The organism is Halochromatium roseum (genome assembly GCF_016653315.1).
GTDB lineage: Bacteria > Pseudomonadota > Gammaproteobacteria > Chromatiales > Chromatiaceae > Lamprobacter > Lamprobacter roseus.
Genome location: NZ_NHSH01000058.1, coordinates 22,129 through 47,339 on the forward strand (window position 1 = coordinate 22,129; position 25,211 = coordinate 47,339).

At 62.8% G+C, this 25,211-nt stretch carries 23 protein-coding genes; 4 read left to right on the forward strand and 19 right to left on the reverse strand.

Going from position 1 to position 25,211, the window contains the following annotated elements; translation table 11 throughout:
* Positions 1 to 95: 95 nt before the first annotated feature.
* From CCR96_RS13335 to CCR96_RS13380, 10 genes are all read right to left on the reverse strand, one after another.
* Positions 96 to 1,952 (reverse strand): complex I subunit 5 family protein, encoded by a 1,857-nt coding sequence (locus tag CCR96_RS13335; protein WP_201220615.1) that lies wholly within the window; start codon positions 1,950 to 1,952, stop codon positions 96 to 98.
* A gap of 126 nt (positions 1,953 to 2,078) precedes the next feature.
* A complete protein-coding gene (locus tag CCR96_RS13340) occupies positions 2,079 to 3,863 on the reverse strand; it encodes a complex I subunit 5 family protein (protein WP_201220616.1) in 1,785 nt (594 codons plus the stop codon).
* Between the two features lie 9 nt (positions 3,864 to 3,872).
* Positions 3,873 to 5,384 carry a complex I subunit 5 family protein gene (locus CCR96_RS13345; protein WP_242519078.1) on the reverse strand — a complete coding sequence of 504 codons (1,512 nt, stop codon included), beginning with the start codon at positions 5,382 to 5,384 and terminating at the stop codon, positions 3,873 to 3,875.
* On the reverse strand, positions 5,381 to 6,829 hold the full coding sequence (locus CCR96_RS13350) for a complex I subunit 5 family protein (RefSeq protein ID WP_201220646.1): 1,449 nt from the start codon (positions 6,827 to 6,829) through the stop codon (positions 5,381 to 5,383). Before CCR96_RS13350 ends, CCR96_RS13345 begins: the two co-directional genes overlap by 4 nt.
* Positions 6,829 to 7,224, reverse strand: a complete 396-nt coding sequence (locus CCR96_RS13355) for a cation:proton antiporter subunit C (RefSeq protein ID WP_201220617.1) — start codon at positions 7,222 to 7,224, stop codon at positions 6,829 to 6,831. The genes CCR96_RS13350 and CCR96_RS13355 overlap by 1 nt, the downstream gene beginning before the upstream one ends.
* Complete coding sequence (locus CCR96_RS13360) at positions 7,221 to 7,916, reverse strand: Na(+)/H(+) antiporter subunit B (protein ID WP_201220618.1); 696 nt, start codon at positions 7,914 to 7,916, stop codon at positions 7,221 to 7,223. Before CCR96_RS13360 ends, CCR96_RS13355 begins: the two co-directional genes overlap by 4 nt.
* Complete coding sequence (locus tag CCR96_RS13365) at positions 7,913 to 8,230, reverse strand: DUF4040 domain-containing protein (RefSeq protein WP_201220619.1); 318 nt, start codon at positions 8,228 to 8,230, stop codon at positions 7,913 to 7,915. Before CCR96_RS13365 ends, CCR96_RS13360 begins: the two co-directional genes overlap by 4 nt.
* A 2-nt stretch (positions 8,231 to 8,232) precedes the next feature.
* Positions 8,233 to 8,544: a monovalent cation/H(+) antiporter subunit G gene (locus CCR96_RS13370; protein WP_201220620.1), complete on the reverse strand. Its 312-nt coding sequence runs from the start codon at positions 8,542 to 8,544 to the stop codon at positions 8,233 to 8,235.
* A gap of 7 nt (positions 8,545 to 8,551) precedes the next feature.
* Positions 8,552 to 8,821, reverse strand: coding sequence for an MrpF/PhaF family protein (locus CCR96_RS13375; protein WP_338035881.1), 270 nt, complete (start codon positions 8,819 to 8,821; stop codon positions 8,552 to 8,554).
* The gene (locus CCR96_RS13380) at positions 8,818 to 9,348 is read right to left on the reverse strand and encodes a Na+/H+ antiporter subunit E (protein WP_201220621.1); all 531 of its coding nucleotides are present in this window, start codon (positions 9,346 to 9,348) and stop codon (positions 8,818 to 8,820) included. Before CCR96_RS13380 ends, CCR96_RS13375 begins: the two co-directional genes overlap by 4 nt.
* Positions 9,349 to 9,544: 196 nt before the next feature.
* Here CCR96_RS13380 and CCR96_RS13385 point away from each other — a divergent pair, with 196 nt between their 5' ends.
* Positions 9,545 to 10,657, forward strand: a complete 1,113-nt coding sequence (locus tag CCR96_RS13385; protein ID WP_201220622.1) for a DUF2333 family protein — start codon at positions 9,545 to 9,547, stop codon at positions 10,655 to 10,657.
* A 123-nt stretch (positions 10,658 to 10,780) separates the two neighbouring features.
* Here the strand turns inward: CCR96_RS13385 and CCR96_RS13390 are convergent, their stop codons facing one another.
* The 5 genes from CCR96_RS13390 to CCR96_RS13410 all read right to left on the reverse strand — a co-directional run bounded on the left by CCR96_RS13390 (position 10,781) and on the right by CCR96_RS13410 (position 14,887).
* Positions 10,781 to 12,076 carry an FCSD flavin-binding domain-containing protein gene (locus tag CCR96_RS13390; RefSeq protein WP_201220623.1) on the reverse strand — a complete coding sequence of 432 codons (1,296 nt, stop codon included), beginning with the start codon at positions 12,074 to 12,076 and terminating at the stop codon, positions 10,781 to 10,783.
* 6 nt (positions 12,077 to 12,082) lie between these two features.
* On the reverse strand, positions 12,083 to 12,703 hold the full coding sequence (locus CCR96_RS13395) for a c-type cytochrome (RefSeq protein WP_201220624.1): 621 nt from the start codon (positions 12,701 to 12,703) through the stop codon (positions 12,083 to 12,085).
* 123 nt (positions 12,704 to 12,826) lie between these two features.
* Positions 12,827 to 13,771, reverse strand: coding sequence for an ankyrin repeat domain-containing protein (locus CCR96_RS13400; RefSeq protein WP_201220625.1), 945 nt, complete (start codon positions 13,769 to 13,771; stop codon positions 12,827 to 12,829).
* 50 nt (positions 13,772 to 13,821) lie between these two features.
* On the reverse strand, positions 13,822 to 14,394 hold the full coding sequence (locus CCR96_RS13405; protein WP_201220626.1) for a NapC/NirT family cytochrome c: 573 nt from the start codon (positions 14,392 to 14,394) through the stop codon (positions 13,822 to 13,824).
* Between the two features lie 232 nt (positions 14,395 to 14,626).
* Positions 14,627 to 14,887 (reverse strand): DUF2934 domain-containing protein, encoded by a 261-nt coding sequence (locus CCR96_RS13410; RefSeq protein ID WP_201220627.1) that lies wholly within the window; start codon positions 14,885 to 14,887, stop codon positions 14,627 to 14,629.
* A 169-nt stretch (positions 14,888 to 15,056) separates the two neighbouring features.
* Between CCR96_RS13410 and CCR96_RS13415 the strand changes: the two genes are divergently transcribed.
* Both CCR96_RS13415 and CCR96_RS13420 read left to right on the forward strand, forming a co-directional pair.
* Complete coding sequence (locus tag CCR96_RS13415) at positions 15,057 to 15,758, forward strand: DUF2760 domain-containing protein (RefSeq protein WP_242519079.1); 702 nt, start codon at positions 15,057 to 15,059, stop codon at positions 15,756 to 15,758.
* Entirely contained in the window at positions 15,755 to 17,623 is a 1,869-nt protein-coding gene (locus CCR96_RS13420; protein ID WP_201220628.1) for an Hsp70 family protein, read from the forward strand. Before CCR96_RS13415 ends, CCR96_RS13420 begins: the two co-directional genes overlap by 4 nt.
* 119 nt (positions 17,624 to 17,742) lie before the next feature.
* Here the strand turns inward: CCR96_RS13420 and CCR96_RS13425 are convergent, their stop codons facing one another.
* Positions 17,743 to 19,545: an OmpA family protein gene (locus CCR96_RS13425; RefSeq protein ID WP_201220629.1), complete on the reverse strand. Its 1,803-nt coding sequence runs from the start codon at positions 19,543 to 19,545 to the stop codon at positions 17,743 to 17,745.
* A gap of 354 nt (positions 19,546 to 19,899) precedes the next feature.
* Here CCR96_RS13425 and CCR96_RS13430 point away from each other — a divergent pair, with 354 nt between their 5' ends.
* On the forward strand, positions 19,900 to 20,070 hold the full coding sequence (locus CCR96_RS13430; protein ID WP_201220630.1) for a hypothetical protein: 171 nt from the start codon (positions 19,900 to 19,902) through the stop codon (positions 20,068 to 20,070).
* A gap of 30 nt (positions 20,071 to 20,100) precedes the next feature.
* On the opposite strand, the gene CCR96_RS13435 is transcribed toward CCR96_RS13430, so the two are convergent.
* The 3 genes from CCR96_RS13435 to CCR96_RS13445 form a co-directional block, all read right to left on the reverse strand.
* Positions 20,101 to 22,629 carry a PAS domain-containing protein gene (locus CCR96_RS13435; RefSeq protein WP_201220631.1) on the reverse strand — a complete coding sequence of 843 codons (2,529 nt, stop codon included), beginning with the start codon at positions 22,627 to 22,629 and terminating at the stop codon, positions 20,101 to 20,103.
* A gap of 142 nt (positions 22,630 to 22,771) precedes the next feature.
* The gene (locus tag CCR96_RS13440; RefSeq protein WP_201220632.1) at positions 22,772 to 23,806 is read right to left on the reverse strand and encodes a PAS domain-containing sensor histidine kinase; all 1,035 of its coding nucleotides are present in this window, start codon (positions 23,804 to 23,806) and stop codon (positions 22,772 to 22,774) included.
* A 203-nt stretch (positions 23,807 to 24,009) separates the two neighbouring features.
* Positions 24,010 to 24,642, reverse strand: a complete 633-nt coding sequence (locus CCR96_RS13445; protein ID WP_242519080.1) for a response regulator transcription factor — start codon at positions 24,640 to 24,642, stop codon at positions 24,010 to 24,012.
* Between the last annotated feature and the right edge of the window lie 569 nt (positions 24,643 to 25,211).

A 25,211-nucleotide genomic window follows, 5' to 3' on the forward strand; every position in this document is an offset into this window, starting at 1 on the left:
ATCGCAGACTCCAAGCGAGCTGCAACATGGCCTGCGCGGCTGTCAGATCGCGAACGCCGCCGACGCGGGCAGGCTTCGATGCCAGGATGTGCGGATCAACTGCTTAGAGCCGGTAGCGGCCTGACCTCGTTAGACTCAGAGCTCGGGGCAGATTGCGATAGCGGGCTTCGCGCCAGGAGTGCGACCAACAAGAGCGCGATGATGCCGATCCAGAGTCCGCCGGCAATCGGCCAGCGTCGCAGTGCGTTCTCTCCGTCGCTGTTAGGCCGCTTGAAGATCCGTTCGAATCCGCTGATTGCGGCCTGCTTGATGCGGTTCTGTAGGGCGTCGATGGGTTGCCAGAGCTGCTGCCACAGGTTGGCTGCGACACGGCCGATTGGCCGCGCTAGCACCAGCAGGTCGCCGGCGGGGATCAGCCCGATCACCGGCGACAGCCAGGTCGGATTGCGCCAGGCGCCGAGCGCGATCAGCCCCGCGAAGCTGATGCCCAGGCTGATGGTCAGCCAATCGCTGAGCCAGCTTGCGGGCTTGCCGAGCGCGAACGGGAACAGGATCACCAGCGCGAGCAGCAGCGACCAGGCGATGCCAGGCCAGAGCAGGCCGGGCTGCGGAGAGCGCTTGCTACGCAGGCCGACCACCCAGAGAAAGCGCGCCATGAGTAAGGTCGTGCCCAGCGTGGCGACGGTGACCGCGGCAGCAACCCAGGGCCATTCGGCGCCCGCCAATACCGGCTTCAGGGCATACTTTGCAACCGCGCCACTGGTGAAGGGCGCCCCGGCCAAGGCCAGCGCAAGGATGATCAATCCGCCCAGCACCAGTGGCTGAATGAAGCCTGGTTGCCCCGGTGCCTGCTTGCGCAGCCCGACGCCAAGAAACAAGCCGCCTTTAGCGAGTCCGTGCTGGGCGGCGTAGAGGCTGATGGCGGCGACACCGACCGGCGCCAAGCTAGGCTCCATCAGTACCAGCCCCAGAGAGAGCATCAACAGACCCATCTTGCTGACGCTGGAGTAGGCCAGGATCGCCTTGGGGTCTGCTTGCACCACGCCAATCGGTAGCGCATAAAACAGCGTGAGCACGCCGCCGGCAGCCAACAGCCCACCCCACTCGGGCAAGGCGATGGCGCCGACTGGTAAGAAGCGCAGCCAGCCGAGGATCGCGACCTTGATCATGGCGCCACTGAGCACCGCGCTCGCCGGCACCGGGGCGGCTGGGTGCGCCAGGGGCAGCCAGAGATGCAGTGGCACCAGCCCGGCCTTGACGCCAAGCCCGACCAGCGCGAGCGCGATGGGCAGGCCGGTGAGCTGGGTCAGATCCTCGGGCGAAGGTTCGGTTGTGCCGGTCTGTTGCGCAATCATCACCAGGGCAGCAAACAGGCTCACCTCACCGAGCAGCGCCATCACCAGGTAGACCTTGCCGGCGCGCAGCGCTAATGGGCTGCCATCCTGGACCACCAGCCCATAAGCGGCGAGGCCCATCATGGCAAAGCCGGCATAGAAGCTGAACAGATCCTGGCCGACGATGAGCCAGAAGTTACCGGCCATGGTCAGCAGAAACAGGGCGTGAAAGCGCCCGACGTGCGGGGTGCCGCGAAAGGCGAAGGCGGCGTAGATCCCGGCGGCCAGCCAGAGGATGGCCGTGAACAGCAAGTAGACTTGCGCGGTGGCATCCAGCCCGAGGGCGGTGCCAAGGAATAACCAGGGCAGCTCTAGCCGGGTGCCAACGCTCAGGGTCAGGGCGGCGACCAGGGCGGGCAGCGGGCCGAGCATCGGCAAGATCCAACGCCAGCGTGCAGTGGCCGCGCGGTTGCCCGTGTGGGTGTCTGGATGCGTGGCCAATGGGGAGCTGTTTCGGCTGACGCGCCCGGCTGACTGCCAGCGGCCACCTTGAAATGCCGTCGGCCATGCCAAGAGCAACGGCCAGCCCCAAGCGAGGAGTAGCAGCCAGGGTGTCATCAGGTCAGCCTCGCGCCTGCAGGGCCACAGGCCGCTGAGTCTGCGAGCACCGCGAAGGGCTGCGGCAACAGGCCGCCTCGGCGACGGGCCCAGCCCAAGCGCGAGCCACGAGCAAGCGCCATGGCCTCATCCGGTTGGCCCCGGGCTCGAGCCATCAAGCACCGCTGATCCCGCCAGCATGGCGCTCAGCAGCAGAACGAGGATGCCGATCCAGAGTGCGCCGGCGACAGGCCAGGCCCTGAGCCCACGTTCGGGATCGGCTGCAGCGGTGCCAAAGAAGCGTTCAAAAAGGGTCACCGCCCATTGCTGAACCTGCTCTTGCAAGCCGAGCAAGGGCCGATTGAGGACAGCGCCGATGCGCACCACCAATGCCTGAGCCGGTCGCACCAGGACCAGTAGGTCGCCGGCGGGAATTAGACCGATCAATGGTTTCAGCCAATCCGGATTGGCCCAGGCGGCGAGCGCGACCAAGGCAGCCAGGACCAGGCCAATCGCAACCGGCAAGCTGTTGGTTGGCCAACTCGATGGCGCACCGAGCGCAAATGGGAAGATCAGCACCAGCAGGACGATCAGACCCCAGACCAGCGTCGCCCAGCCGCGTGGCTCGGCGGTTCGGTGATGGGGGTCCGCTAGGACCAAGATCCACAGCAAGCGTACCATCAGCAGTGTGGTCGCTACTGCCGCAACGGCGAGCGCCGCCGGCAGCCAGGGCCAGGGCGCGGCGGCGAGCACCGGCTTCATCAGATACTTGGTGACGGCGCCGCTGGTGAATGGAGCGCTGGCGAGCGCTAGGCCCAGTAACCCCAGTCCGATCAGGATGCCGACCGCGAGCCAGGTCTGGCGCTCGCCATCTTGGCGCAGGCCGACACCGAGGAAGAGTCCGCCCTTGACCAGTGCATGATGGGCGGCAAACAGGGTCAGGGCGATGATCCCCGCGGGTGCGAGCTCGGGCTCGATCAGCATCAAGCCCAGCAACAGCACTGCCAGCCCCATCTTACTGATGCTGGAGTAGCCGAGCAGCGCCTTGGGATCGGACTGCAGCAGTCCGATCGGCAGCGCGTAGAACAGCGAGATCAGTCCTAGCACCGCGATCACCGTGCCCGCCTCGGGCAGGGCGGAGGTGCCGAGCGGCAGAAACCGCAGCCAGCCCAGCAATGCCACCTTGATCATCGCGCCACCGAGCACCGCACTGGCTGGTGTCGGCGCGGCGGCGTAGGCGGTCGGCAGCCACAGATGCAGCGGAACCAAGCCGGCCTTGACCCCCAGGCCAAGGATGATGAAGGCTACCGCAACGGTGTCGAGTCGCGCGAGATCCGCCGCCTTTGGAACCTCGGTGCCGGTCTGCTGTGCGATCAGGATGATGGCGACGAATAGGCAAACCTCGCCGATCAGGGTCATCACCAGGTAGACGCGGCCAGCCTGCAGCGCTTGGGTGCGGGCGTCATGGATGATCAGCCCATAGCAGGCTAGCCCCATCAGCGCGAATCCGGCATAGAAGCTGAACAGATCCTGGCCCAGGATGAGCCAGAGATTGCCTGCCATCGCCAGCAGATAAAGGGCATGAAAGCGGCGCGCACGCTCGGGCTCGCGGATGCTCTGAGCGGCATAGAGGCCGGCGGCCAGCCAGAGGATCGCGGTCACCAAGAGGAAGACGCGGCCGATGTCGTCAAGGCCGAGCTGGGTGCCCAGGAACAGCCAGGGCAGGCTGAGCTCGGTCCCGACCGGAACCCATAAGGCCGCGGCCAGCGCCGGCAACGCGCCAAGCACCACCAGGTTCGCGCGCCAGGTGGGCAAGGCCGCGCGCGCGGGCAGTTGCGCCCAGCTTTGACTATCCGGGCGCATGAGCGCCGGCAGATAGCTGAGTGCCAGCAGCAGCGGCCAGATCCAGGCGAGCAGAAGCCAGTTCATCATCGGGCCGCCTCAGGGCGCATATTCGCGTCGAGCGATCAGTGTCGCCCATTCGAGCGGGCTAAAGGGGGCGGCGGCCAGCAGTCCGGCGATCAGGCAGAGTGCCGCGGTGATCACCGGCGGCCAGAGCAATGCGCCCATGGTCTCGAAGCGGCCACCGAAGAGGTGCTCCTTCGGCCACTCATCGGGCGGATCGCGGAACCAGGCCTTGTACAGAATGGGGAGAAAATAGCCCGCATTGAGCAGCGTGCTCGCGGCCAGGATCACCAACACCCAGTATTGCCCGGCGTCTACGGCGCCGAGTCCGAGATACCACTTGCTGACAAAGCCCGCGATGGGCGGGATGCCGATCATGCCGAGCGCGCCGACGGTGAAGGCCATGGTGGTCCAGGGCATCCGCCGGCCGACGCCATCCATCTGGCTGACCTTGTGCACGCCAAGGGTCTCGGCATAGTTACCGGCGCAGAAGAACAGCGTGATCTTCATGATGCCTTGGTGGACCAGGTGCACCATGCCACCGATGGTGGCGATGGGGCCGAGGATCGAGGCGCCGAGGGCGATGTACGAGACCTGGCTGACGGTCGAGTAGGCGAGCCGTTTCTTGAGGCCATCCTGGGTCAGCGCCATCACCGAGCCATAGACAATGGTAATCGAGGCCATGACACCGAGGATGGTCAAGAGCCCAAGCTCGGAGGCAAATTCGACCCCGTAGACGTCATAGACGACGCGCACGATGCCAAAGGCGCCGGCCTTGACCACCGCGACCGCATGCAGCAATGAACTCACCGGTGCCGGTGCCACCATCGACTGTGGCAGCCATCCGTGCAATGGAAAGAGTGCCGCCTTGACTCCTAGGCCCACCAGCAGAAACAGGAAGATCGCGATCAATTGCGGATGCAGTGATGCGGGCATCGCGCTCAATACGCCGCGTTCGACAAAGTCAACGGGCCCGGTCAGCGAGCGCAGCCAGACGGCGCCGATCAGCAACGCAACCCCGCCGGCCATGGTATAGGCGAGATAGATCTTGGCGCCACGCGTCGCATCGGGCGTGCCGCGATGCGCCACCAGCGGATAGGTCGCCAAGGTGAGGATCTCGTAGAAGATGACGAAGGTCAGCAGGTTCCCGGCTAGCGCAATACCGACGGTCGCGGAGACGCAGAGGCTGAAGAAGCCGAAGAACCGGCTGCGGTTCGGTGAATGCTCCAGATAGCCGATGGCGTAGATGGTCGTCACCAGCCAGAGCACCGTGGAGAGGGTGACGAAGAGCACCGAGAGCGCATCGGCGTGGAGCACCAGATCCAGCCCTGGCGCGATGGTGATGCGCGTCTCAAAGACGCCGCCGAGGTAGACACCCCAGATCAGCACCGCCACCAAGATCAGCTTGATGATGGCGCCGGCCATGTTGAGCAGGCTGCGCAGGATGTGGCTTTCTTCCTTGAGCAAGAAGATCAGCGCGCCGGGAATCAGAGAACTCAAGAGGATGGCGCCGGGCAGCAAGGCGGTCCAACTCAGTAATTGACTCATGCTGGCGCTCCTTGGAAGCCGAGCAGCGACCAGACGGGACCCGCGGCGAGCCCGAGCAGGGCGACCGAGGCGAAGGCCAGCAGCAGCGCGGGGATCTCGGCGCGGGCATCGGTCAAGAAACACTGTGGTGTCGGCTCTTGGCCGAAGGCACGGCTCAGGACGCGAAAGATATAAGCGGCCGCAAGCAAGGTGCCGGTGCTGATGATGATCAGCCACCACCATTGGCCAGCCTCGAAGGCGCCGCGCATCATCACCCATTTGGCGATGAAGCTACCGCTTGGTGGCAAGCCGATCAGGGCCGATCCGGCGAGCGCGATGCTGAAGGTGGTGGCGGGCATGCTTTGTGCTGTCCCGCCAAGCGCGTCGATGCGGTCATGTCCGGCCTTCTGCTGCACCAGGCCGGCGGCGAGGAAGAACCCGGCCTTGGCGAAGCCGTGCGTCAGCGCCATCAACACGCAGGCGGCGATGAGATCATCGCGCGCGATTCCCGCTGGGGTCGCCTGAATCAGCGGGAAAAACAGGAATAGGTAGCCGATCTGGGCAACCGTGGAATAGGCGGCGAGCAACTTGAGGCGCTCAGCGCGCAGCGCCCGCCAAGAGCCCCAAAGCACAGCGCCGGCACCGAGGACACCCAGCACAAAGGCGGCGGCGGCATTGCTGAGCTCGGCGGGAAAGAGATCCAGCCAAAGCCGGAGGATCAGATAGAAGGCGGTCTTCACCACCAATGCCGAGAGCACGGCGCTGACCGGGGCCGGGGCGTTGGCATGGGCCGGTGGCAGCCAGAAGTGCATCGGAAACAGCGCCGCCTTGAGCGCCAGCCCTACGACCATCAGCACCAAGGCGCCTGCGGCCAGCGGTGAGGGCTGGATGCGTTCGCTGAGCAGGCCGATATCGAGCGTGCCATAACCGGCGTAGAGCAGCGCGACCCCGAGCAGGTAGGTGATCGAGCCGAGCAGGCCGACCAGGAGATAACGCAGATTTGCTTCCACCGCCGCGCGACTGCCGGTGAGCGCGCCGAGGGCCGCCGCGCTGAGGCCGAGCAGCTCCAACATCACGTAGAGATTGAAGAGGTCTGCGGCCAGGAAGACACCGTTCAGCGAGGCCCAGAGGAGGAACCACAACGGCCAGAAATGGTTGCACCGCTCACTGCCGGCGAAATAGCCGATGGCATAGATGCTGGTGCCGAGCCCGACCAGGCTGCTCATGGCCAGGAAGGCGGCTGAGAGGCCGTCGGCGGCGAGACCGATGCCGAGCGGAAGACCCCAGCCACCAAGGACGACGCCGAGGTCAGCCTGCAGCCAGGTCTGCGCGGTTACCCAAAGTCCACTGCCGGTGGTGGCGAGGGCAGCAAGCGCGCCCAGAATCGGCATCTTGCGTGGCAGCGCGACGACCAGGAGTGCACCCAACAGGGGCAGGGCGATCGGCAGGACGAGACTGTTGCTGATCATCGGCTTGGCCAGCGCAGGCGGTTGGCGCCGTTGGATGAGGGTTTAGGCAGGCCGGTTCGCGCTGTCGTGTTGGGCTCAGGCGCGCCGGATGGTGTCGTCTTGCTGGAAGACGCCTTAGCGTCCGCCTCTTCAAGGCGGCTATTCAGCGCCAAGGCGAGGGCGGTTGCGCTGACAGCGACGACGATCCCGGTCAGCACCAAGGCATGCGGCACCGGATCAGGCGATGAGCCATCGCTGCGGTGGGCGACGGCAATGAACAGATGGAAGACGCCGCTGCCCATGATGTTGAACGCGATCAGCTTGCGCAGCAAAGGCTCATGCACTAGCAATGACCAGAGGCCGAGTGCAAATAACAGCAGGCCCGCGGCCCCGTAGAGAAAGGCTGCCGTCATGCGCCTAAGTCCTTGGAAGCGGCAGAGGTTGACTGCGCCAAGGGCGGGCGACCGCCAACATAGGCCGCGGCAAGGGTGCTACCAATGGCGATGGTTGCAGCCGTCTCAATCAGCAGGATTAGCCACTTAGCGCTTGCCTTGGGATAGGTCAGGAACCCCGCTCCGAAGACGGCCAAGAGCAGTCCCACCAACAGGAACAGGCCAACCCCTGCGACGACAAGCCAGCGCTGGGCCGCCTCGTTCGGCAAGCCGGCGCGCTCATGGCCGGCGAGGCGCAAGATGACGCCCGCTGAGCCAAGCAAGGCTCCGGCTTGAAAGGCGCCACCGGGGGCATGGCCGCCGACCCAGAGCAGGTAACCACCGGTGATGATCGCTAGGGGCACGATCCAGTTGGCCAAGACCGTCAATGCCGGACCCGCAGGCTGGAAGCCCGAGGGGGCCGGGCCCAGTGACCAGATGCCGAGAATCGCGGCCAACAAAACAGCCAGCTCAAGCAGGGTGTCGTAAGCGCGGTAGTTCAGCAGCACGGCGGTAACAGGGTGACTGACACCGCTATTGGGTAACTGCTCAAGGGCCAGGGGCGCCAGCCTAGGGCCTGGATCAGCCGCTAAGGTTGTGTAGAAGATCCAGATCAACAGCAGTGCTAACAGCGACACCAGGATGCCGATGAGCAGGGAGAGATCACGGTTCATTGCGCATCCTGACAACTGACATCGCGACGGTTATCGCGACGGTTATCGCGACGGTTATCGCGACGGTTATCGCGACGCGCGCTCCGACGCGCGGCTGCGAGCATCAGGGCGCCGCCAATCCCAGCGCCGATGGCGGCTTCGGCCAGGGCCACATCAGGCGCGCCCAGGCGCGCCCAGACCAACGAGAGCCAAAGACCAAAGGCGATGAAGAGCATCACCGCATTACGCGGCTCTGGGCTGAGCACGGCCGCGGTTGCAAGGCCCAGTAAGGTCAACAGCAGGATGCTATCAAAGACGAAGAGTAGGAGGGACATGATCACCTGTCCTGGCTGTTACCACGCAGGGCACACTGCGCGATAAGATGAGCGCCCGTCGCGCCCGCGAGCAGCACCAGCCACCAGAGTAGCAAGAGCTTGATACCGTAGAAGAGGTTTGGGGCATGCGGTAGCAGCGCGAGCAAGATCAGGCCAAGGCCAAGGTTATCAGCCTTGGTGAGCGCGTGCAGGCGGGTGAAGATATCGGGCAGTCGTAGTACGCCGACAGTCCCCGCGATAAAGAAAAAGGCCCCCGCAAACCCAAACAGGATCGAATAGACGGAGATCACCAGATCAAGGGTTAGGCTATCCATCTTGGGCTCAGGAGGGGTCTTGATCGATCCGACGCCGCGTAAAAGCGGTGACCGAAACGGCTGCCAACAAAGCGAAGATCAGGCCGACATCGATCAGCGCTGGCATATCGAGCGCCGACGACAGCAGGACCAGCACGCCGATACCAGAGGTACCGAGGAGCTGAGCGGCCATCATGCGATCGGCCGGGCTCGGGCCAATGATGATCCGCAGCAGACCTGCCGCCATGGTCACTAGCAGCAGCAGTGCGAGGCCGAGGAAGACTGCCGACATGTTCATGAGGCCGTCAGCTTCCCTGGCTCAGCCTCAACGAAGAGCTGAGCGACCACCCGCTCGAGACGTTGCAGGCTCGGCGACAGATCGTGGCTGGCGTCCAGCGCATGGACTTCGATCTGGTCATTGACGAGATCGGCGCTCAGGGTTCCAGGAAGCAGGCTGATGCTGTCGAGGAAGACGACACGGGCAATCGGATTGGACAGGTGCATCTGGTAAGATTGGAACCCTGGATCAATGCGCAGCCGAGGCCGCATCACACGGGAGGCCACATCAAGGCCTCCACGAACCGACTCGATCGCGAAGAAGGGGAGAAAACGGAGCAATCCGCCCAGCCTGAGACGCGATCGATACGGGGTGCGGTCAGCAGCATGGCGATCGCCCGTCAGGGTCATCGTGCTCCAAGTCGCGAACAGCAGTGCCGGCACCCCGATGATCCAGCTGCTTAGCTCAGGACCCGCGATGACCAGCCACAGCACCGCGAGCGTGAGGAAGATGCGGATCGGCCGCAGCCACGCGAGGTGCCTACTCATCTTGGTTTCTTCCCACTACTCGATGGTACCCTATCCACTGTGCTTGCAAGGTTGGTCTACCGGGTTGGGTTTTTCAAGGGCATTGCTACGGGGAACAGTAAGCATTTTCGTGCTCGTTTTCAATCTTGGTCTTCGGTAAGACATGAGCACAGTCCCCGTTTCTTTTCACACCCCTCAGGTCTAGGTACTTCTACGTATGAATAGCAACAAGACTTCCGAGACGCCTGATTCGGCGTCCTCAACCGCACGGGAGGCGCCGGCTGCGTCGGCGTCGAAATCTGGGCGCAGTCCCATTCATCTCCTACTCGTTGGGGGTGTCGTTATCCTGCTCGTCATCACCGGGCTTGGCATGTACTGGTCGGTGCAGCCGAAACCCTTTGACGTGATTGCGAACGCCAAGGAGCGCGCGGGTGAGGATGCGGTCACCGGCAGCGGCCGCGAAGCCCTCGCCAAGCTTTCGGGTGACGTCTATGTGTCGACCGCGATTAGGGTGGCTGAGACCCTTCTGAAAAAGCCAGGCGGCTTTACCAGGAACGATGTGCTGCCCCCAGGGATCTTGATGGACAACATGCCTAACTGGGAGTATGGCGTGTTGACCGAACTGCGGGACACCGTCCGCGCGTTGCGCAATGATTTCAGCCGCTCGCAGAGCCAGTCGATCGAGAGCGACTATCTAAAGAACGCAGACTCTGACTTCGCCTTCAGCTCCAATGCCTGGATCTTGCCCTCCTCCGAGGAGATGTATCGTGATGGCGCCAAGCAGCTGGAGGGCTATCTCGCCGCCCTCATGAAAAAAGATAGCAACGCGGGCTTCTTCGCGCGCGCCGACAATCTGCGTGCTTACCTGATGGTTATCGAGAAACGGCTTGGTAGCTTTGGCCAACAGTTGGCGGCGAGCGTTGCCGATCCCGCGCTGGCCTCAACCCTCGAGGGCAAGGAAGCTGAAATGGCCGGTAACATGAACGCACCCCAGAGTGGCGTTGTGGCACCGGTCGTGCTCGACCGCACACCCTGGACCCAGATCGACGATGTCTTCTACCAGGCACGCGGTTATAGCTGGGCTTTGCTGCACATGATGCAAGCGATCGAGATCGAGTTCCGCAAGGTATTGGAAGACAAGAATGCCGAGGTCTCGATGCAACAGATCATTCGTGAGCTCGAGAAAGCGACGGTGCGCAAATACAGCCCCATGGTACTGAACGGCCACGGCTTTGGCGTGCTCGCCAATCACTCACTCATTCTGGCGTCCTATATGGGGCGTGCCAATGCGGCAATCATTGATCTGCGGACGCTCCTGGAGCGCGGCTGATCCATCCTCGAAACCCACAGGGTCGAGGGTGGCCTGAGCAAACAAGGGGCCTCTGGCCCCTTGTTTGCGTCTTCAGTGAGTGTCAGGGATGGATTGGCTCAGCCGAATCCTTTCGCGCCGCGTTCAGGTCCCGAATGAATCGGCGACGATGTTGTTGTACCAGCTGTAGGCGTACTGGACCTCGCGCTTGAGGGCGAAATCAGGCGCATCCGAAGGTGTCAGACCACCGGAACCCTCGACACTATCGATGACCGAGCCATCCTCGCTGAGCCGATAGACGGCGGCCACCGAGATGCCATAGTCCTTGCCGATGATCGAGTAGCAGGTGTTGACGTAGGCCGGGATGCCGGGCTCCTTGTCGTTGAGCAGTGCGATCACCGCGGCCGCGGCAACCTTGGCTTGGCTGTTCGCGGAGTAACCCGATTTTGGCATCTTGGTCGCGATGCAGGCATCACCGATCACATGGATGCCCTCGTGCAGGGTCGACTCGAAGGTCTTCATGTCGACCGGGCACCAGCCGCTGTCATCCGCTAGGCCGGCATCGAGTGCGATCTGGCCTGCAGCCTGAGGGGGAATGATATTGATGACCGCGCCTTCGATCTCGTCGCCGAAGCTGGTTTCAACCGTCATCGCGTCGGCATCGACGGCGACCACGGCAGAGTCGGGGCCGGCCAGCCATTCGATCATCGCGTTCTCGGTGCCATAGCCATAGAGTTTCTCCCAACCCTGGGTGAACAGGCCCTGCTTTGAAAAGACCTGTTTGGTGTCGAGGATCATGACCTTCGACTTCGGCTTGTTCTCCTTCAGGTACATCGCGATCTGACTCGCGCGCTCATATGGGCCTGGCGGGCAGCGGAAGGGGTTCGCGGGTGCTGAGATGAGCACCACGCCGCCATCGTCCATGGCCTCGAGCTGGCTGCGCAGGATGCGGGTCTGCTCGCCGGCCTTCCAGGCGTGCGGCAGCTTCTCGGCGACCTCGGCGCTGTAGCCCTCGATCTTGTCGTAGAGCATCGAAACGCCAGGGGCAACGATTGCGCGGTCGTAGGCAAGCTCCTGGCCACCTGCGGTCTTGACCACCTTCTTTTCGGGATCGATGGCAGTCGCCTTGTCGAAGACGACATTGATGCCGAGCGCTTTGATGGCATCGTAGCCGACCTGGATCGACTCGATCTTGCGCGCGCCGCTGATGACCTCGTTGCTCATGTAGCAGGTGTAATAGGTTTCGTTCGGCTCGACGATGGTGACCTCGATGCTCTCGTCGGCCAGCTTGAGGTAACGGGCTGCGGTGGCGCCACCGGTGCCACCACCAACGATGACCACCTTCTTCCCCTGAGCACGGGCGATATGCGGAAATCCGAACGCACTGACCGCCGCGACAGCGCCAGTGGTCTTGACGAAATCTCGTCTATTCATGGTCATCTGCACTCACTCCTGCTTATAGTCTTGCTGGCTGGCGTAGTAGGCGTAGAGGGCATCCAGTGACTTGTCACCCTGCTCTTCGATCATCTGCTCAAGCTTGCGGCCCATCTTCTTCGGCAGCATCCGGCGCTCTTCCATGAAGTCTTCCATCGCGTACTGGAGGTAGGGGGTCCATTGGCCGGCCAGGATGATGTAATCCTCGACATCGGCGAGCGCCTTGCCGCCTTCTTCGTGGCAGTTAGAGCAGAACTTCTCGTGGTAGGCCTCGCCGTCGGCGACGAGGGCTTCGTCAAAGTCTTGCTTAACGGGTACAAATGGCTGTTCCTTGAGATACTCGCCCATCTCGATGAACTCGTCTTCGGTGTAGCCGCGCGCGATCCGGCCCATGATGGTCGAGTAGGTGTCGCCGCTCTGGAATGCGAGCATCATGTCGACGAACACCAGTGGGTCCATGCCGGCGATACTGGGCGAGGCGGGGCCGACGCTATTGCCGTTGGTGCCGTGGCAGCCAGCGCAAGTGTCGACCAGCATCTTGCCACTGGCGATCTCTGCGGCAAAGGCACCGGACGACAGGCCGAGGGCAAGCGCCCCGCCTGCAAGAGCCAGCTTGAGTGATTTCTTGGCCATGCTTCCTCCTATGGGGATTTGCGAGCTTGGGTACGGAGCAAGGTCCCCCGTCCCGGTATGCACAAACGCGGCCCCTGGTCGCCGCGTCATGCGCATGGGGTTCGAGGCGAGCCGGTTGTGCGGTCATGGCTGCCTCATGAAATCGATTGCCTCTGTGTTGTCGCTGGCACGCGCGAGGTCGGCGGCGGTGTGACCCTGCGCATTGGTCAGCGCTGGGTTGGCCTGATGCTCGAGCAGCGGGCGAATCATCGCGTTGTGATGGCTGCTGACGGCCTCCATCAGCGCCGAAGTGCCGTCGTTGTCTTGCAGATTTGGATCGGCGCCCTGCGCCAACAGCGTGTTGGTGATCTCGCTGAAGCCGTGGCTGACCGACCACATCAGGGCGGTGGCGCCCAACTCGTCGCGGGCGTTCAGATCGGCACCGAGCCCGATCAGCGTCTTCACCACCTCGGGATGGCCGTTGTCGGCGGCGATGATCAGCGCCGTCGCGCCCTCATGGTCACGCGCATCGATCGCGGCGCCATGCTGCGCCAGCAGGGCGACGACCTCGGGGTAGCCCTTGGCGGCGGCTTGCATCAACGCGGTGCGCCCGTCCTTGTCGGCGGCCTTGGGGTCGGCGCCGCGAAACAGCAGTTGCTCGACGATCTCGCGCAGGCCATAGCGGGCGCTGATCATCAGCGCATCCCAGCCAGCGCGGGTGCGATCGTGGACATGGGCGCCACGCTCGATGAGCAAGGCGCTGATGCCATAATGGCCATTCTCGGCGGCGAAGGTGAGCGCGCTGCAGCCGGCGACCGTGCGGGCATTGACATCAGCGCCGCGCGATAGCAGCAGCGCGACGGTCTCCAGGTTGCCACCCTCGACCGCATCCATCAGTGCGGTCTTGCCGAAGGTACTACTGGAGTTGACATCGGCACCCTGGTCGAGGAGTGCGGCTACGGATTCGGTATCGCCGATCATCGCGGCCAGCCGCATCTCGCGATCGAGATCGGCAGCGCCGGCCAAGGCTGGCGCGGCCAGGATCAACAGGCTAACGAAGGCCAGTAGAAACGAGCGCTGAGTGTTCATCGTCGGATGCCTCGCTGCGGATGACCGTGCACTCGATGACTGTCCATGGATCAGTCATCCCGGGGTGGTAGTGGCTCGTAGTGGGCGATGCCTTTGTGGCAATCGATGCACGTCTTGCCACGCTCCTCGGCGCTCGCATGGCGGCTGCGCGCCGAGCGACCTTGTTCAGAGAGGTCCATGTCCTCGTAGTCATGGCAGCTGCGGCACTCGCGGGAGTCCGTTCGCTCCATCTTCGCCCAGACTCGAGAGGCCATGTCCCAGCGATGTGCTTCGTACTTTTCCGGGGTATCGATGGTGCCGGCGAGTTCGTGATAGACATCCTTCATCGCGACAACCTTCGCGATCATCTTCGGCACGAAGGGTTTCGGCACGTGGCAGTCGGCGCAGCTGGTCTGGACGCCCGATTGATTCTTGAAGTGCAGACTCTCTTTATATTCTTCGTAGGGGATCTGCAGGGAGTGGCAGGAGACGCAAAACTCCGTTTCGTTGGTATAGGCGATGCCGGCATTGAACAGTCCAGCAAAGCCGATGCCGGCAATAAAGAGGACGCTGACGAGCAGAATTCCCACGCGCTGACCGCGCTTTGGGGGGCTTTCAGCGTTCTGCCCTTTGGAGGTAGGCATGACAACCCTCGCGACAATGGTAATCGTATGGCCTGAAGAGCCAGGCTGAGTCAGCCCGGATCAGCTAGCGTGTTTAGGCCCGTGGAGCCGGTCTCGTGAAGAGCCGAGTCCGTTATCGTTGCTTTTCTGAAGGCGGATACTACGGTAACGCCCCGAGTATTGCCAAGTGGTTGCGTCAGCCTCGATCGGGCCTTCCTTCCTGGCTCCGGAGCGTCATGGCTCACGCATCGGTCTATTTTGATTGTGGCGAATGCCAGAGTCTGAGCGCGTTGCGCAGTCCGGTACGCTCAAACTGTGAGCGCGAGATACCTTGACGTCGAACCGTCTCGAGCATGTGGTCGATCTGCTGTTCGGCCTTGAGCCAATCGTCGGTTGCGTTGCCAGCCACGAATCCGCGATGTTCGGCGAGATAGTAGGCGGCGACCGCGACCATCTCGCTGCGCTCGTCGGCGGTTGCGACCATCGGCACCTGATCTTGTCTGTGGTCGATCATCTGGCGCTGCGCTCCCAGGTACAGCTGCGGAAGATGGGAGTTTGAGGCCGGATTATGCCAGTCTAAAGAGCCGCATCGGGCAATCACGGATGATGTACATCAAGCTGGCGCGGTACTATGGCGTTTTGACGATGATTGATCTTAATCGCCCGAGAAGAGGACCGTTCAGATGACCGATCAGAAGCCGTCGCTGTTGCAGCGGCTGCAACCACTGTCGCAGCGGCTAAAACCGCTGATGCAGCAAGCCAAGCGATTGTCTATAAAGGGCTGGGCCTTGGCGCGCCACTGGTTTGGTATTGCCGCGCGCGAGACCTGGATTGTGCTGAAGCGGTTGCCGATTGCGTCCTACAGCTTTGCTCGGGCCATGGCCGATGCCAATTACGCACAGCGACTCACCGATCTGTACATCGATCGTGCATCGAGCCTTCCCGCTGCTGCCGCCGCGAAGCAGCCGACGCCCGCGCCACTGCCGGCGGCCGTGTTGCAGGAGGCGGGCCCGGATTCAGCGCTGGTGCTGCTTTCGCTGTTGCAGAAGGAGGGTCGGTTCCTCGACTTCCTGCAAGAGGAGGTCTCGAGCTACGGGGATCACGAGGTGGGCGCTGCGGCGCGGGTAGTGCACGAAGGGTGCCAACGCGTCCTCAACGATCACCTTAGCATCGCCCCGGTGCGTCCTGAGGCCGAGGGCAGCACGGTGACTCTGAACAAGGGTTTTGATCCTGCTGCCGAGCGGCCGACGGGCCAGGTGATTGGCGAGCCGCCGTTCACCGGTGCCTTGGTCCATCGCGGCTGGCGTGCCGTTGAGGTGCGTCTGCCGCAGGTAGCAAGTAGTCATGACGTGAGAATCCTGGCACCTGCGGAGGTGGAGCTGTGAGTGCACGCTATGCCATCGGGATCGATCTCGGGACCACCCACTCGGCGCTGTCCTATGTCGAGACGGCGAAATGCGAGGGTGAGGAGGTCGATCAGAGCATCCTCAGAATCCCGCAGCTGACCGCGGCTGGCTCGGTCGAAGACCGCCCGCTGCTGCCGTCTTTCCTCTACCTGCCGCATCCGGACGAGCACAAGCCTGGCGACCTGACCTTACCCTGGGGAGGCGATCCGACCCGGTTGATCGGTGAACACGCGCGCCGCCAAGGGCTGACGACGCCGATCCGGCTGGTGTCTAGCGCCAAGAGTTGGCTCTGTCATCCGGACGTCGATCGCAAGGCGGCGATCTTGCCGCCCGAAGTCCCGGCCGATGTGCCCCAGATCTCGCCGTTCGAGGCGAGCGTGCTCTATCTGAGCCATCTGCGCGAGGCCTGGAACGGGGTGCATCCCTATGATCCGCTCAACGAGCAAGATGTCACCGTGACCGTACCGGCCTCGTTCGACCCCGCAGCACGCGAACTCACCGCCGAGGCCGCCAAGGCGGTCGGTATCGAGAACCTGGTGCTGCTTGAAGAGCCACAGGCTGCGCTGTATAGCTGGGTCAACGATAGCGTCGGGCGTTGGCGCCACGACGTGAAGGTCGGCGATATCATCCTCGTGATGGATCTCGGTGGCGGTACCTCGGACTTCTCGCTGATCGCGGTGACCGAGCAGGATGGGGCGCTGGAGCTGACTCGCGTTGCGGTCGGCGAGCATATCCTGCTCGGCGGCGACAACATGGACCTCACCCTGGCCCATGTCGTCAGGCAGAAGCTCAAGCAGAGCGGGGTCGAGCTCGACCGCTGGCAGCTGCAGGCCCTGACCCACGGCTGCCGCGTGGCCAAGGAGGCCCTGCTGGCCGATGCCGAGCTGGCCTCGGTGCCGATCGTGGTGCCCAGTCGCGGTGCAAAGCTGATCGGTGGCTCGATTCGCACCGAATTGACCCGAGACGAGGTCGCGACGACTCTGATCAACGGCTTCTTCCCCGAGGTCTCGGTCGATGAGCGGCCCGCCCAGCGGGCGCGTGGTGCCTTGACCAAGGTCGGATTGCCATTCGCCCAAGACCCAGCCGTAACGCGACATCTGGCCGCCTTCTTGAGCAAGCAGGCGGGCGCGACCGAAGACCTCGAGGGCTTTGTCGAGCATCCGCACTGGGCGAGCTTTCTGCATCCCACCGCGGTGCTATTCAATGGTGGTGTCTTCAACGCCCAAGTCTTGCGCGATCGCGTGCTGCAGGTGCTCAATCAGTGGCTAGCGGCCGAGGACGCGCCACCGGCGCGGCTGCTGGAGGCGCACGATATGGATCTGGCGGTGGCGCGTGGTGCGGCCTTCTATGCCTACGCGCGCAATCATGGCGGCGTGCGTATCCGGGGTGGCACCTCACACTCCTACTATGTGGGTATCGAGCGCAGCATGCCCGCCATCCCCGGCATGGAGCCGGAGCTGCATGCGCTCTGCGTGGTGCCTTTCGGATTGGAAGAGGGTAGCGAGCCGGTGATGCCGCCGCAGGAGTTTGGGCTGGTGGTGGGTGAGCCGGTCCGGTTTCGGTTCTTCGGCTCGAGCGTCCGCCGCGAAGATCAGGTCGGCGATCTGCTCGAGGAATGGTCGGACGATGAGTTGGAGGAGATGGAAGAGATCCAGACCAACCTGCCTGCCGACAAGCTCAAGCGCAGTGAGGTGGTTCCGGTGCGGCTGCGGGCCGCGGTGTCTGAGGTCGGGACCTTGGAGCTGACCGCCATCCCGACCCAGGCCAAGTCCGACGTCGGGGCGTCGGACTGGAAGGTCTCCTTCAATACGCGGGGTTCTAGCAGCGAGGTTGAGGGCGCCTAAGGCTTCAGGGCGCGGCGCCACAGGCTTGATGGCATGCGCGCATTGCGGAGCGCCAGTGCGCGCGCCTAAGGCTTCAGGGCGCAGCGGCGCCCTGGAACAGGCATCGCGTGAGATTTAGGTTAACCAGAGTCACTCGAGTCGTCGGCCGTCGACGGGTCGCTCTCGGCGGTCACGAAGATCTCGACCCGCCGATTCTGTCGGCGGCCTTCCGGCGTGGTGTTGTCGGCAATCGGTTGGTCTGGACCGGCACCGCGGGCAGCGAGCCGCTGCGGGTCGATTCCACGTTCGATCAGCGCCTGGCGCACGGCCTCGGCCCGCTGCTGCGAGAGTGCCTGGTTGATCGCAGCGCTACCAACGCTATCGGTATGGCCCTCGATCCGGGCTGATAGCTCTGGCCGGGCGGCAAGCAGCGCGGCCGTGCGATCGAGCGTCGGCAGCTGCTGTGTCGGTAGTGTCGCGCTGCCGCTGGCAAAGCGCAGCTCATCGCTGCCGAGATTGACCAGGATGCCGTCGTCGGTGAGGCGCCCGCCGATCTCTTCAGCGTCTTGTGGCTGCAGCCGTATCCGCGTGACCGAGCCCTTGGCCTCGGCCAACGCCTCGGCATGATCCGTCGTCTCTTGGGCGAGTTGTGAGCGTAATTGCTCGAGTTCGTCATCGGCTTGCGCGAGCTGCTGCCTCAGGGCCGCGACCTCGGCATCTTGCTGATCGCGCATCTGTGCTAAGGATGCTCGCTCAGCGGCCAAGGCCTCATTGAGCTTGCCGATCTTGGCTTCGGTCTCTAAGACCAGGGCATCACGCTCTTCGAGAGCGATCGCCAGCTGCCTTTGCAGGGGATCATGTGCGTCGGCGACGCGCTGCTCGGTCTGTTCGATCTGCTGCTTCAGCTCGGTGAGCTGCTGTTCGTAGGCCTCCTCGAGTTCGATCAGGCGTGCGCTCGCGTCCTCCTCAGCGCCACGGCTGCGCGCGACTTCAAGCTGCTGATTGAGGGCATGACGGTTTTGATCCAATCGCGCCTGCATTGCGCCGAGTCGCTGTTGTTTCAACTCGAGCAGGTCTTCATTCTCGTCCATCAAGGCCGCGATCTGCTGCTCGGCTTGTGCTACCGCTGCATCCCGCTGTGTGCGCACCACGGCGAGCTGTTGTTCGAGGGCGTGGCGATTTTGATCCAGCCGAACCTGTAGGGCCGCGATCCGCTGCCGCTTGGCGGTGAGCCTGTCTTCGTGCTCATCAGTGATCTCGTCGACCCGCGCCATGGCGATCTCGGTGGCGCCATCGCGCTGCGAACGGACGACCTCGAGCTGCTGATTCAGGGCGACGAGGTTTTGTTCCAATCGGGTCTCGAGTGCGCTGACCTGCTGACCCTGTTCGGCGAGTGCTTTCTCATGCAGCGCATGCAGCTCCTGGATGCGTCCTTCGGCCTGGGCCTGTGCCATATCGCGCTGATTCCGGACCAAGGCTAACTGCTGCTGCAGTGCATGGCGTTGCTGCTCGAGCTTGGCACGCGCAGCACGGATACGTGTCTCGGCGGCATCGAGCTTAGCCCGATGCTGCTTGGCATCGATCCTGGACTCAGCGATTGCCTGCGCTTGGCGTCGCTGCTCACGCACGACCTCGAGCTGTTGTTGCAGCGCGGTGCGCTCCTGGTCGAGTCGCGCATTGGCCGCTGCCACTGCGGCGGTGGCGGCGGCCACTGCGGCCCGATGATCCGCATCGCTACCGCGCCCAAGGTTGCTCGCAGCCGTTTGCGAATCAGTCGCTGGTTCAGCGACGGACTCGAGTGCTTGCGCAGTTGCCGTTCCAGGGGCGGATTCTGTGAGCTGTGCAGGTACGGACTCGTCGACGGACTCAGACTCAGACTCAGGTGCCTGCGCAGTCGCGCTCTCATCTTGATTTTGCTGGATGGTGACTGTGATCGCCACCATTGACTATGGCGCAGCTCATCTCCTCTGTCGCGGCGCATCGCGCTGCAAGCCTCTTCGGTCTGGATAACCGTTATTCGAATGTGATACAGGATTCAGGCGAATTCGGGTGATCGCGAATGCCGTCATCGTTCAGTCGCGCTGGGTCCGTCTCGCGAGTGAGGGCGGAAAGCGGTTTTTTTTCTAATGGGGTTTTCGACCGCCGGCCCGTCACAGGGATGTAATATAGCCTTATTTTGATCCGAGTCAAGTATTTGTTATAAGTTGCTTGCATGTTTCATGTGAGTTTCGCTGTTTGGCATGTTTTTTAATTTAGTAAGTTCGTATTTCATCAATTGGTGTAGCAGTGATATTGCATTGTTCGAGATTGAGCACAGCGATCTGCCGATCCTGGTCCAGATCGTCGATTGGGTGCGCATCCCCGTGGCCTTTCGGGAGGAGCAGATCGAAGTGGGTTCTGTCGTCTTGCAGCCGCCCGATGGATACCCTGCCGCCTTGCCCTCGAGCAAGGACGTTGACGCGGGTTAACAGTCCATCCGCGCCCTGCGATCAGCTTGATCAATGCTTCATCGAGCTTGGCATCTTGTGCTGGTCGAACGGACTCGAGTCGATGCCGCCGCTTGGCTGCACGAGAGGCGGGTTCGAGTCGATGCCGGCGTGCAGGCGGAGCTTGTCGATCAGTTCATAGGTGACGCTGGTCTTGCTGATATAGTCGACCGCGCCGGCTTCGATCATCGCCCCGGCGCGGTCGGTTTCTTGATGCAGCGAGAGGCCAATCACGCGAATCGATGGCCAGCGGTGATGGATGATGCGAGTGGCCTCGAGGCCGTTCATCTCGGGCATGGCAAAGTCCATCAACACCATGTCTGGCTGCAGTTGCCTGACCTTCTCGATCGCCTCGCGGCCGTTCGAGGCCTCGCCGATCACCAGCAGCCAGTGTCTCTCTTCGCTCAGCAGTGATGAGAGGGCATCGCGCAGGACGACATGGTCGTCGACGAGCAGTACGGTCACCGGCTTTATGGGTCGCGGAGCTTGGAGTAAGCGGCAGGCCGGGGTTATGGGCGCCGATTCAACCAGCTCGAACACCGCTGGCGCGGATCGAACTTGCTGCGGCTGCTGCGGAGTCTCCAAGGGTGCGTCCAAGATGACCAGGGTGCCGCCGTCTGGATTGTCGGTCACTGTTGCCGAGCCGCCCAGCAACCGCATGCGCTCGCGCATTGAGGTCAGCCCAAGATGGCAGCCACTGCTCGGGGAGTGCTCGCCTTCGCTAGCGGCGAGGCCCTTGCCGCGGTCGCTGATCATGATCCGCAAGGCGCGCTCGCCCCGCTTGCGCAGCTCGATCCGTGCCTCCATCACCCCCGCGTGCTTGATCACGTTGAAGAGGGCCTCGCGCACACAGTCGAACAGCAGTCCTCGCAGCATGTCATCCTCGGGTGATAGCGACGGCTCTAGAGCGAGGCTGACCTCAAGCTCGTAGCGTTTCCGCATGCTTTGCGCGAGCCAATTCAGGGCATCAGAAAAACTGCTGTTGTGGAGGACCTGTGGCCAGAGATCAGACGTCAGGTTTCGCGAGATCCCAATCGCCTCATTGAGTAGCATCTTGAGCTTGGCCAACTCCTGTGCGCAGCTGTCCTGCAAGTGCCAATCGAGGCGCGCAGTGGCCATTGTTGCGCCGACCAGCAGCTGTTGCAGATGGTCGTGCAGCACCTGCGCTAGGCGCATGCGTTCGCGTTGCTCAGCGCGTGTGAGTTCCTGTGCGAGCAGGCTGAGCTGGTAGGCGTGTTCCTTGAGCTGCTTGCGCGACCGGTGCAAGGCCTTGTCGGCCTGTTTGCGCCGTTCGATGTCGCGCCCGGAGCCAACGAAGCCGACGAAGCGGCCATCGTCTTCGAACAGTGGCCGTGCTGAGCATGAGAGCCAACGCCAGCGCTGATCGGCACGCCGTGCACGAAGCTCGAGATGGAAGGCTTGCCGATCTTTGAGTGCGCTCGCCATGCGCGCCTGCACACGTGAAAAATCCCCCGGATGCACCAGCGCACAGCAGCCGGTGGTGGCCATCTGAGCCGTGGTGACGCCGAAATACTCGGTGAAAGCACGGTTGACGTACTCAATTTGGCCCTCGGCATCGACCAGCCAGGTCATCGTCGGCAAGCTATCGGCCATCACGCGAAAACGCCGCTCGCTTTCGCGCAGCGCTGTCGCTTGTCGTTGGGCCTCGCGGCCAGCCTCTAGCTCGGTCACGTCGAGCGAGAGGGTGCAGAGGGCGCTGATGTCGTGATTGCTGTCGAGCCATGGAAAGCGCGTGGACATCATCAGGCGCTCGCCGTTGGGCGTCGGCAACCGATCCTCGGTGGTCTGAGGCGCTTTCGTCTGCAGTATTCGCCGATCATGCTCGGCGATCTTGGCTGCGGCCGGAGCTGGAAAGACATCCTCAGTGCGCTGACCGATGACCTCGTCCGCGCAGACGCCGAGTAGCTCCTCGCCGCGCTTGTTCAAGCTCAGAATGCGCAGCTCAGGGTCTTTGACGCAGGCCATCATCGGGCTGTTGTCGAGCATGGCCTGCAGGGCGTACTTGGTGGTGAACTGTGCTTGCTCGATCCGCTCGTGATCGGTGATGTCATGGGCGCACAGCAAGATACCATCGACATCAGCTCGGCCCGGGGGCTGACGATAGGGGGCATAGGTCACCAGCACAAAGCGTCGGCCTTCAGCGGGCCAATCGAACCAGGCGTTGTAGCGCACGAGATTGCCGTCAAGGGCCTGGTCGAGCTTCGGTTTGATCAGGTCGTTGAAGACCTGTTTGCCGATCACCTCGGGAACCAATCGCCCGATGACCGCCTCGCGCGGTCGACCGGCGCGCTGCGCGAACGCCTGGTTGATGATTTGGTAGCGGTAGTCTGGCCCGATCAGCGCTAACGCATCGGGCGAGCTGTCCATCATCGAGGTATAGACGCCGAGCCGTTGCTGCAGAGTATGCCGCCAGTGACGGCCCAGGATGAGCATCGCCACCAGCAGGAGGCTCAGGCAGCCGCAGACAGCAGCAAGCAGGATGAGCCCTGTGTTCAGCTCGTCGAGTTTCATGGTCAACATCGGTTCACGACTCCCTTGGCGATTGTTGTTGGCAGTCTTCGCCGAATCCAGCTAGCCTCGTCCTGAGCCGTCCTGAGCCGTCCTGAGCCGTCCTGAGCCGTCCTGAGCCGTCCTGAATCATCCTCATCCTGAGCCTCCTGAGTCATTCGGGGTTGGCGCTGGTTGCTGATGACCAGTCTGGAATATCGCATTGCAGTAGGGTGCCGCCGTCCGGCGGGGAGATGAACCGACACTGCCCTCCAAGGATGTTGGCGCGGCTGCGCATCAGGCGCAGGCCAAGACCGCTGTCTGCGTCGGCTGCTCCCCTGAGGCTGCGACCATTGTCACGGATGCTCAGGCGAATCCGGTCATCAGTGTTTTGCAGGTGGATCTCGATGCAGGTCGCCTGCCCGAGGTGGATGGCGTTGTTGACGGCCTCCTGCGCGATCCGAAACAGGTGCAAGGTCTGGGTATGGTCGCTGATGCTTAGTCCACTCTTGTCGTGGAAGCGGCAGTCGAGTCCGAAGTTGTGTTGCACGCGTGCCGCCAGTTCACGCAGCGCGGCCGGGAGGCTATCGCTTGCGAGGTCGGCTGGGGCGAGCCGCTTGGATAACTGACGGGCGCTGTTGAGGGTTCGTTTGATGTGGCCCTGCAGCTGTTCGAAGTCTTGCTCGAGCTTCGAGTCTTTGACTGAGAGCGCTAGCTTTCGCTCGATCGTGGAGGCGAGCATCAGGATAGCGCTGAGCTGTTGCGCGATGTCGTCGTGAATCTCGCGGCTGACCTGCTGCTGCTGGCGCGTGTTGAGTTCGATGAGCTGGTGCTCGAGGCGCCGGCGCTCGCTGAGGTCGCGGACGACGAATACGAACAGATCCTGGTCGGCCGCCGGGCGAACCGCGACCTCAGCCAAGAAGATGTCATCGTCTGGGCGGCGTCCTTCGATCAATAGATCCTGCTCGCCGAGGGCTGTGTCCGCCGCCTCAGCGCAGAGATGATCCTGTAGCAATTGTGTAGAGAGGGTCGAGAAGAGCAACTCCAGCGGTTGTCCGATGACGGCTGTGCTGCAGCATGCAAACAGGACCTCTGCGGCGGGATTGAAGTCGAGGATGCGACCGGCGCCATCGACCGTAATCAGGGCATCAGCGACTGCATTGATGATCGCGCGCAGCTGTTCGCGCTCAAGCGTGCGCTTAGCGGTCATCGATGGAGATCGCGCGCCGGGTGCGGCGCGCGCGTTGAGCGATATTGATGGTTGGCATCTCTGCTTGATCGCCGAAGCTTCCGTCCGTTGTTGCTCAGCGTTTGTGGTTGGCGCTTGATATAGCGCGTATCGCGGATCAGGACCTTTGGGCGTGCTGAGCGACCTGACGGCGGGCGACTGCCGCGCCGTAGGGTGCTTGCAGCCTAGCGTTGCTCGAGATCCCACTGCACCGCGTGCCGCATCAACTGGCCGGCCGAGGTGAGGCCGAGTTTTCGCTTAATCTTCTCGCGGTGTGTCTCGACCGTCTTCACGCTCAGACTGAGTTGCTTGGCGATCTCGGTGGTGGAGCGGCCTTGGCCGATGAGCCAGAAGACCTCGAGTTCCCGGTTGCTGAGCTCGTCGATCGATGAGCCAGCCGTTGGTTGTTTCTGGTGCGCAAAGCCGGTGATGATGCGCTCGACGACATCGGGGCTGAGATAGATCTTGCCGGCCAGCACCTGGCGCAAGGCGTCGATGACATGGCCGGCCACCTCGTGCTTATTGATGTAGCCGTGGGCGCCGGAGTTGATGGCGCGCTCGGCAAACAGCGATTCATCGCGCATCGAGCAGACCAGCATGCGCAGTTCCGGATACCGGCTCTTGAGCCGACGAATCAGCTCGAGACCGTTTCCGTCTTCGAGTGACAGATCGATGATGGCGATGTCTGGGTTGAGTTCGCGGGCGAGATCCTGGGCTTCACGAATCTTCCCGGTTTCGCCGCAGACGGTGAGATCAGCTGCCTCGCTGATCACGCCTTTGAGCCCCTCGCGCACGAGTGGGTGATCATCAACGATCAAGACGGTTCGTTTTCTGGCGTTCAGCTGCCACCTCCTGGATCGCATCTGGCAAAACAGATGACGGTTTCCCCTGGTTTTCGGGCCGAGGCCCGATCGGACACACAGTAGTTGTGCTTATAGAGTGTGTCTGCGGACTGCGGACGATGCCATCAGGGATTTCCTGATCTATTCGCTGAGCGGTCTCGTGGAATACTGTTTTTCGCAGGTCGTCGTCTCATCTGCATTTTTTCGGTGTCTGCAACCAGCGGAGTACGCATGAGTGACGCGATTCTTGACAGCAGCAGTCGTCCCGTTGCGGCATGCTAGGCTGTTGCTCGAGGTTGGACTCAGCCCGAGCCGACCCGATCCGATCCGATCCGATCCGATCCGATCACTGCTGCGGCCGGGAACCCATCCGTGACTTCAAGACAACCGACTGAAGACCCTAAATCCGGCGCGGTGTCGGATGATGCGACTGATGCAGTGCAGACGCCATCGGGGCAGGGCGCTGAGCAGTCTGTAGATGCTGCTGATCAGGCTCGGGATCATCAGGCATCGAGGCCTGAGTCGGAAGCCAATGACGATAATCG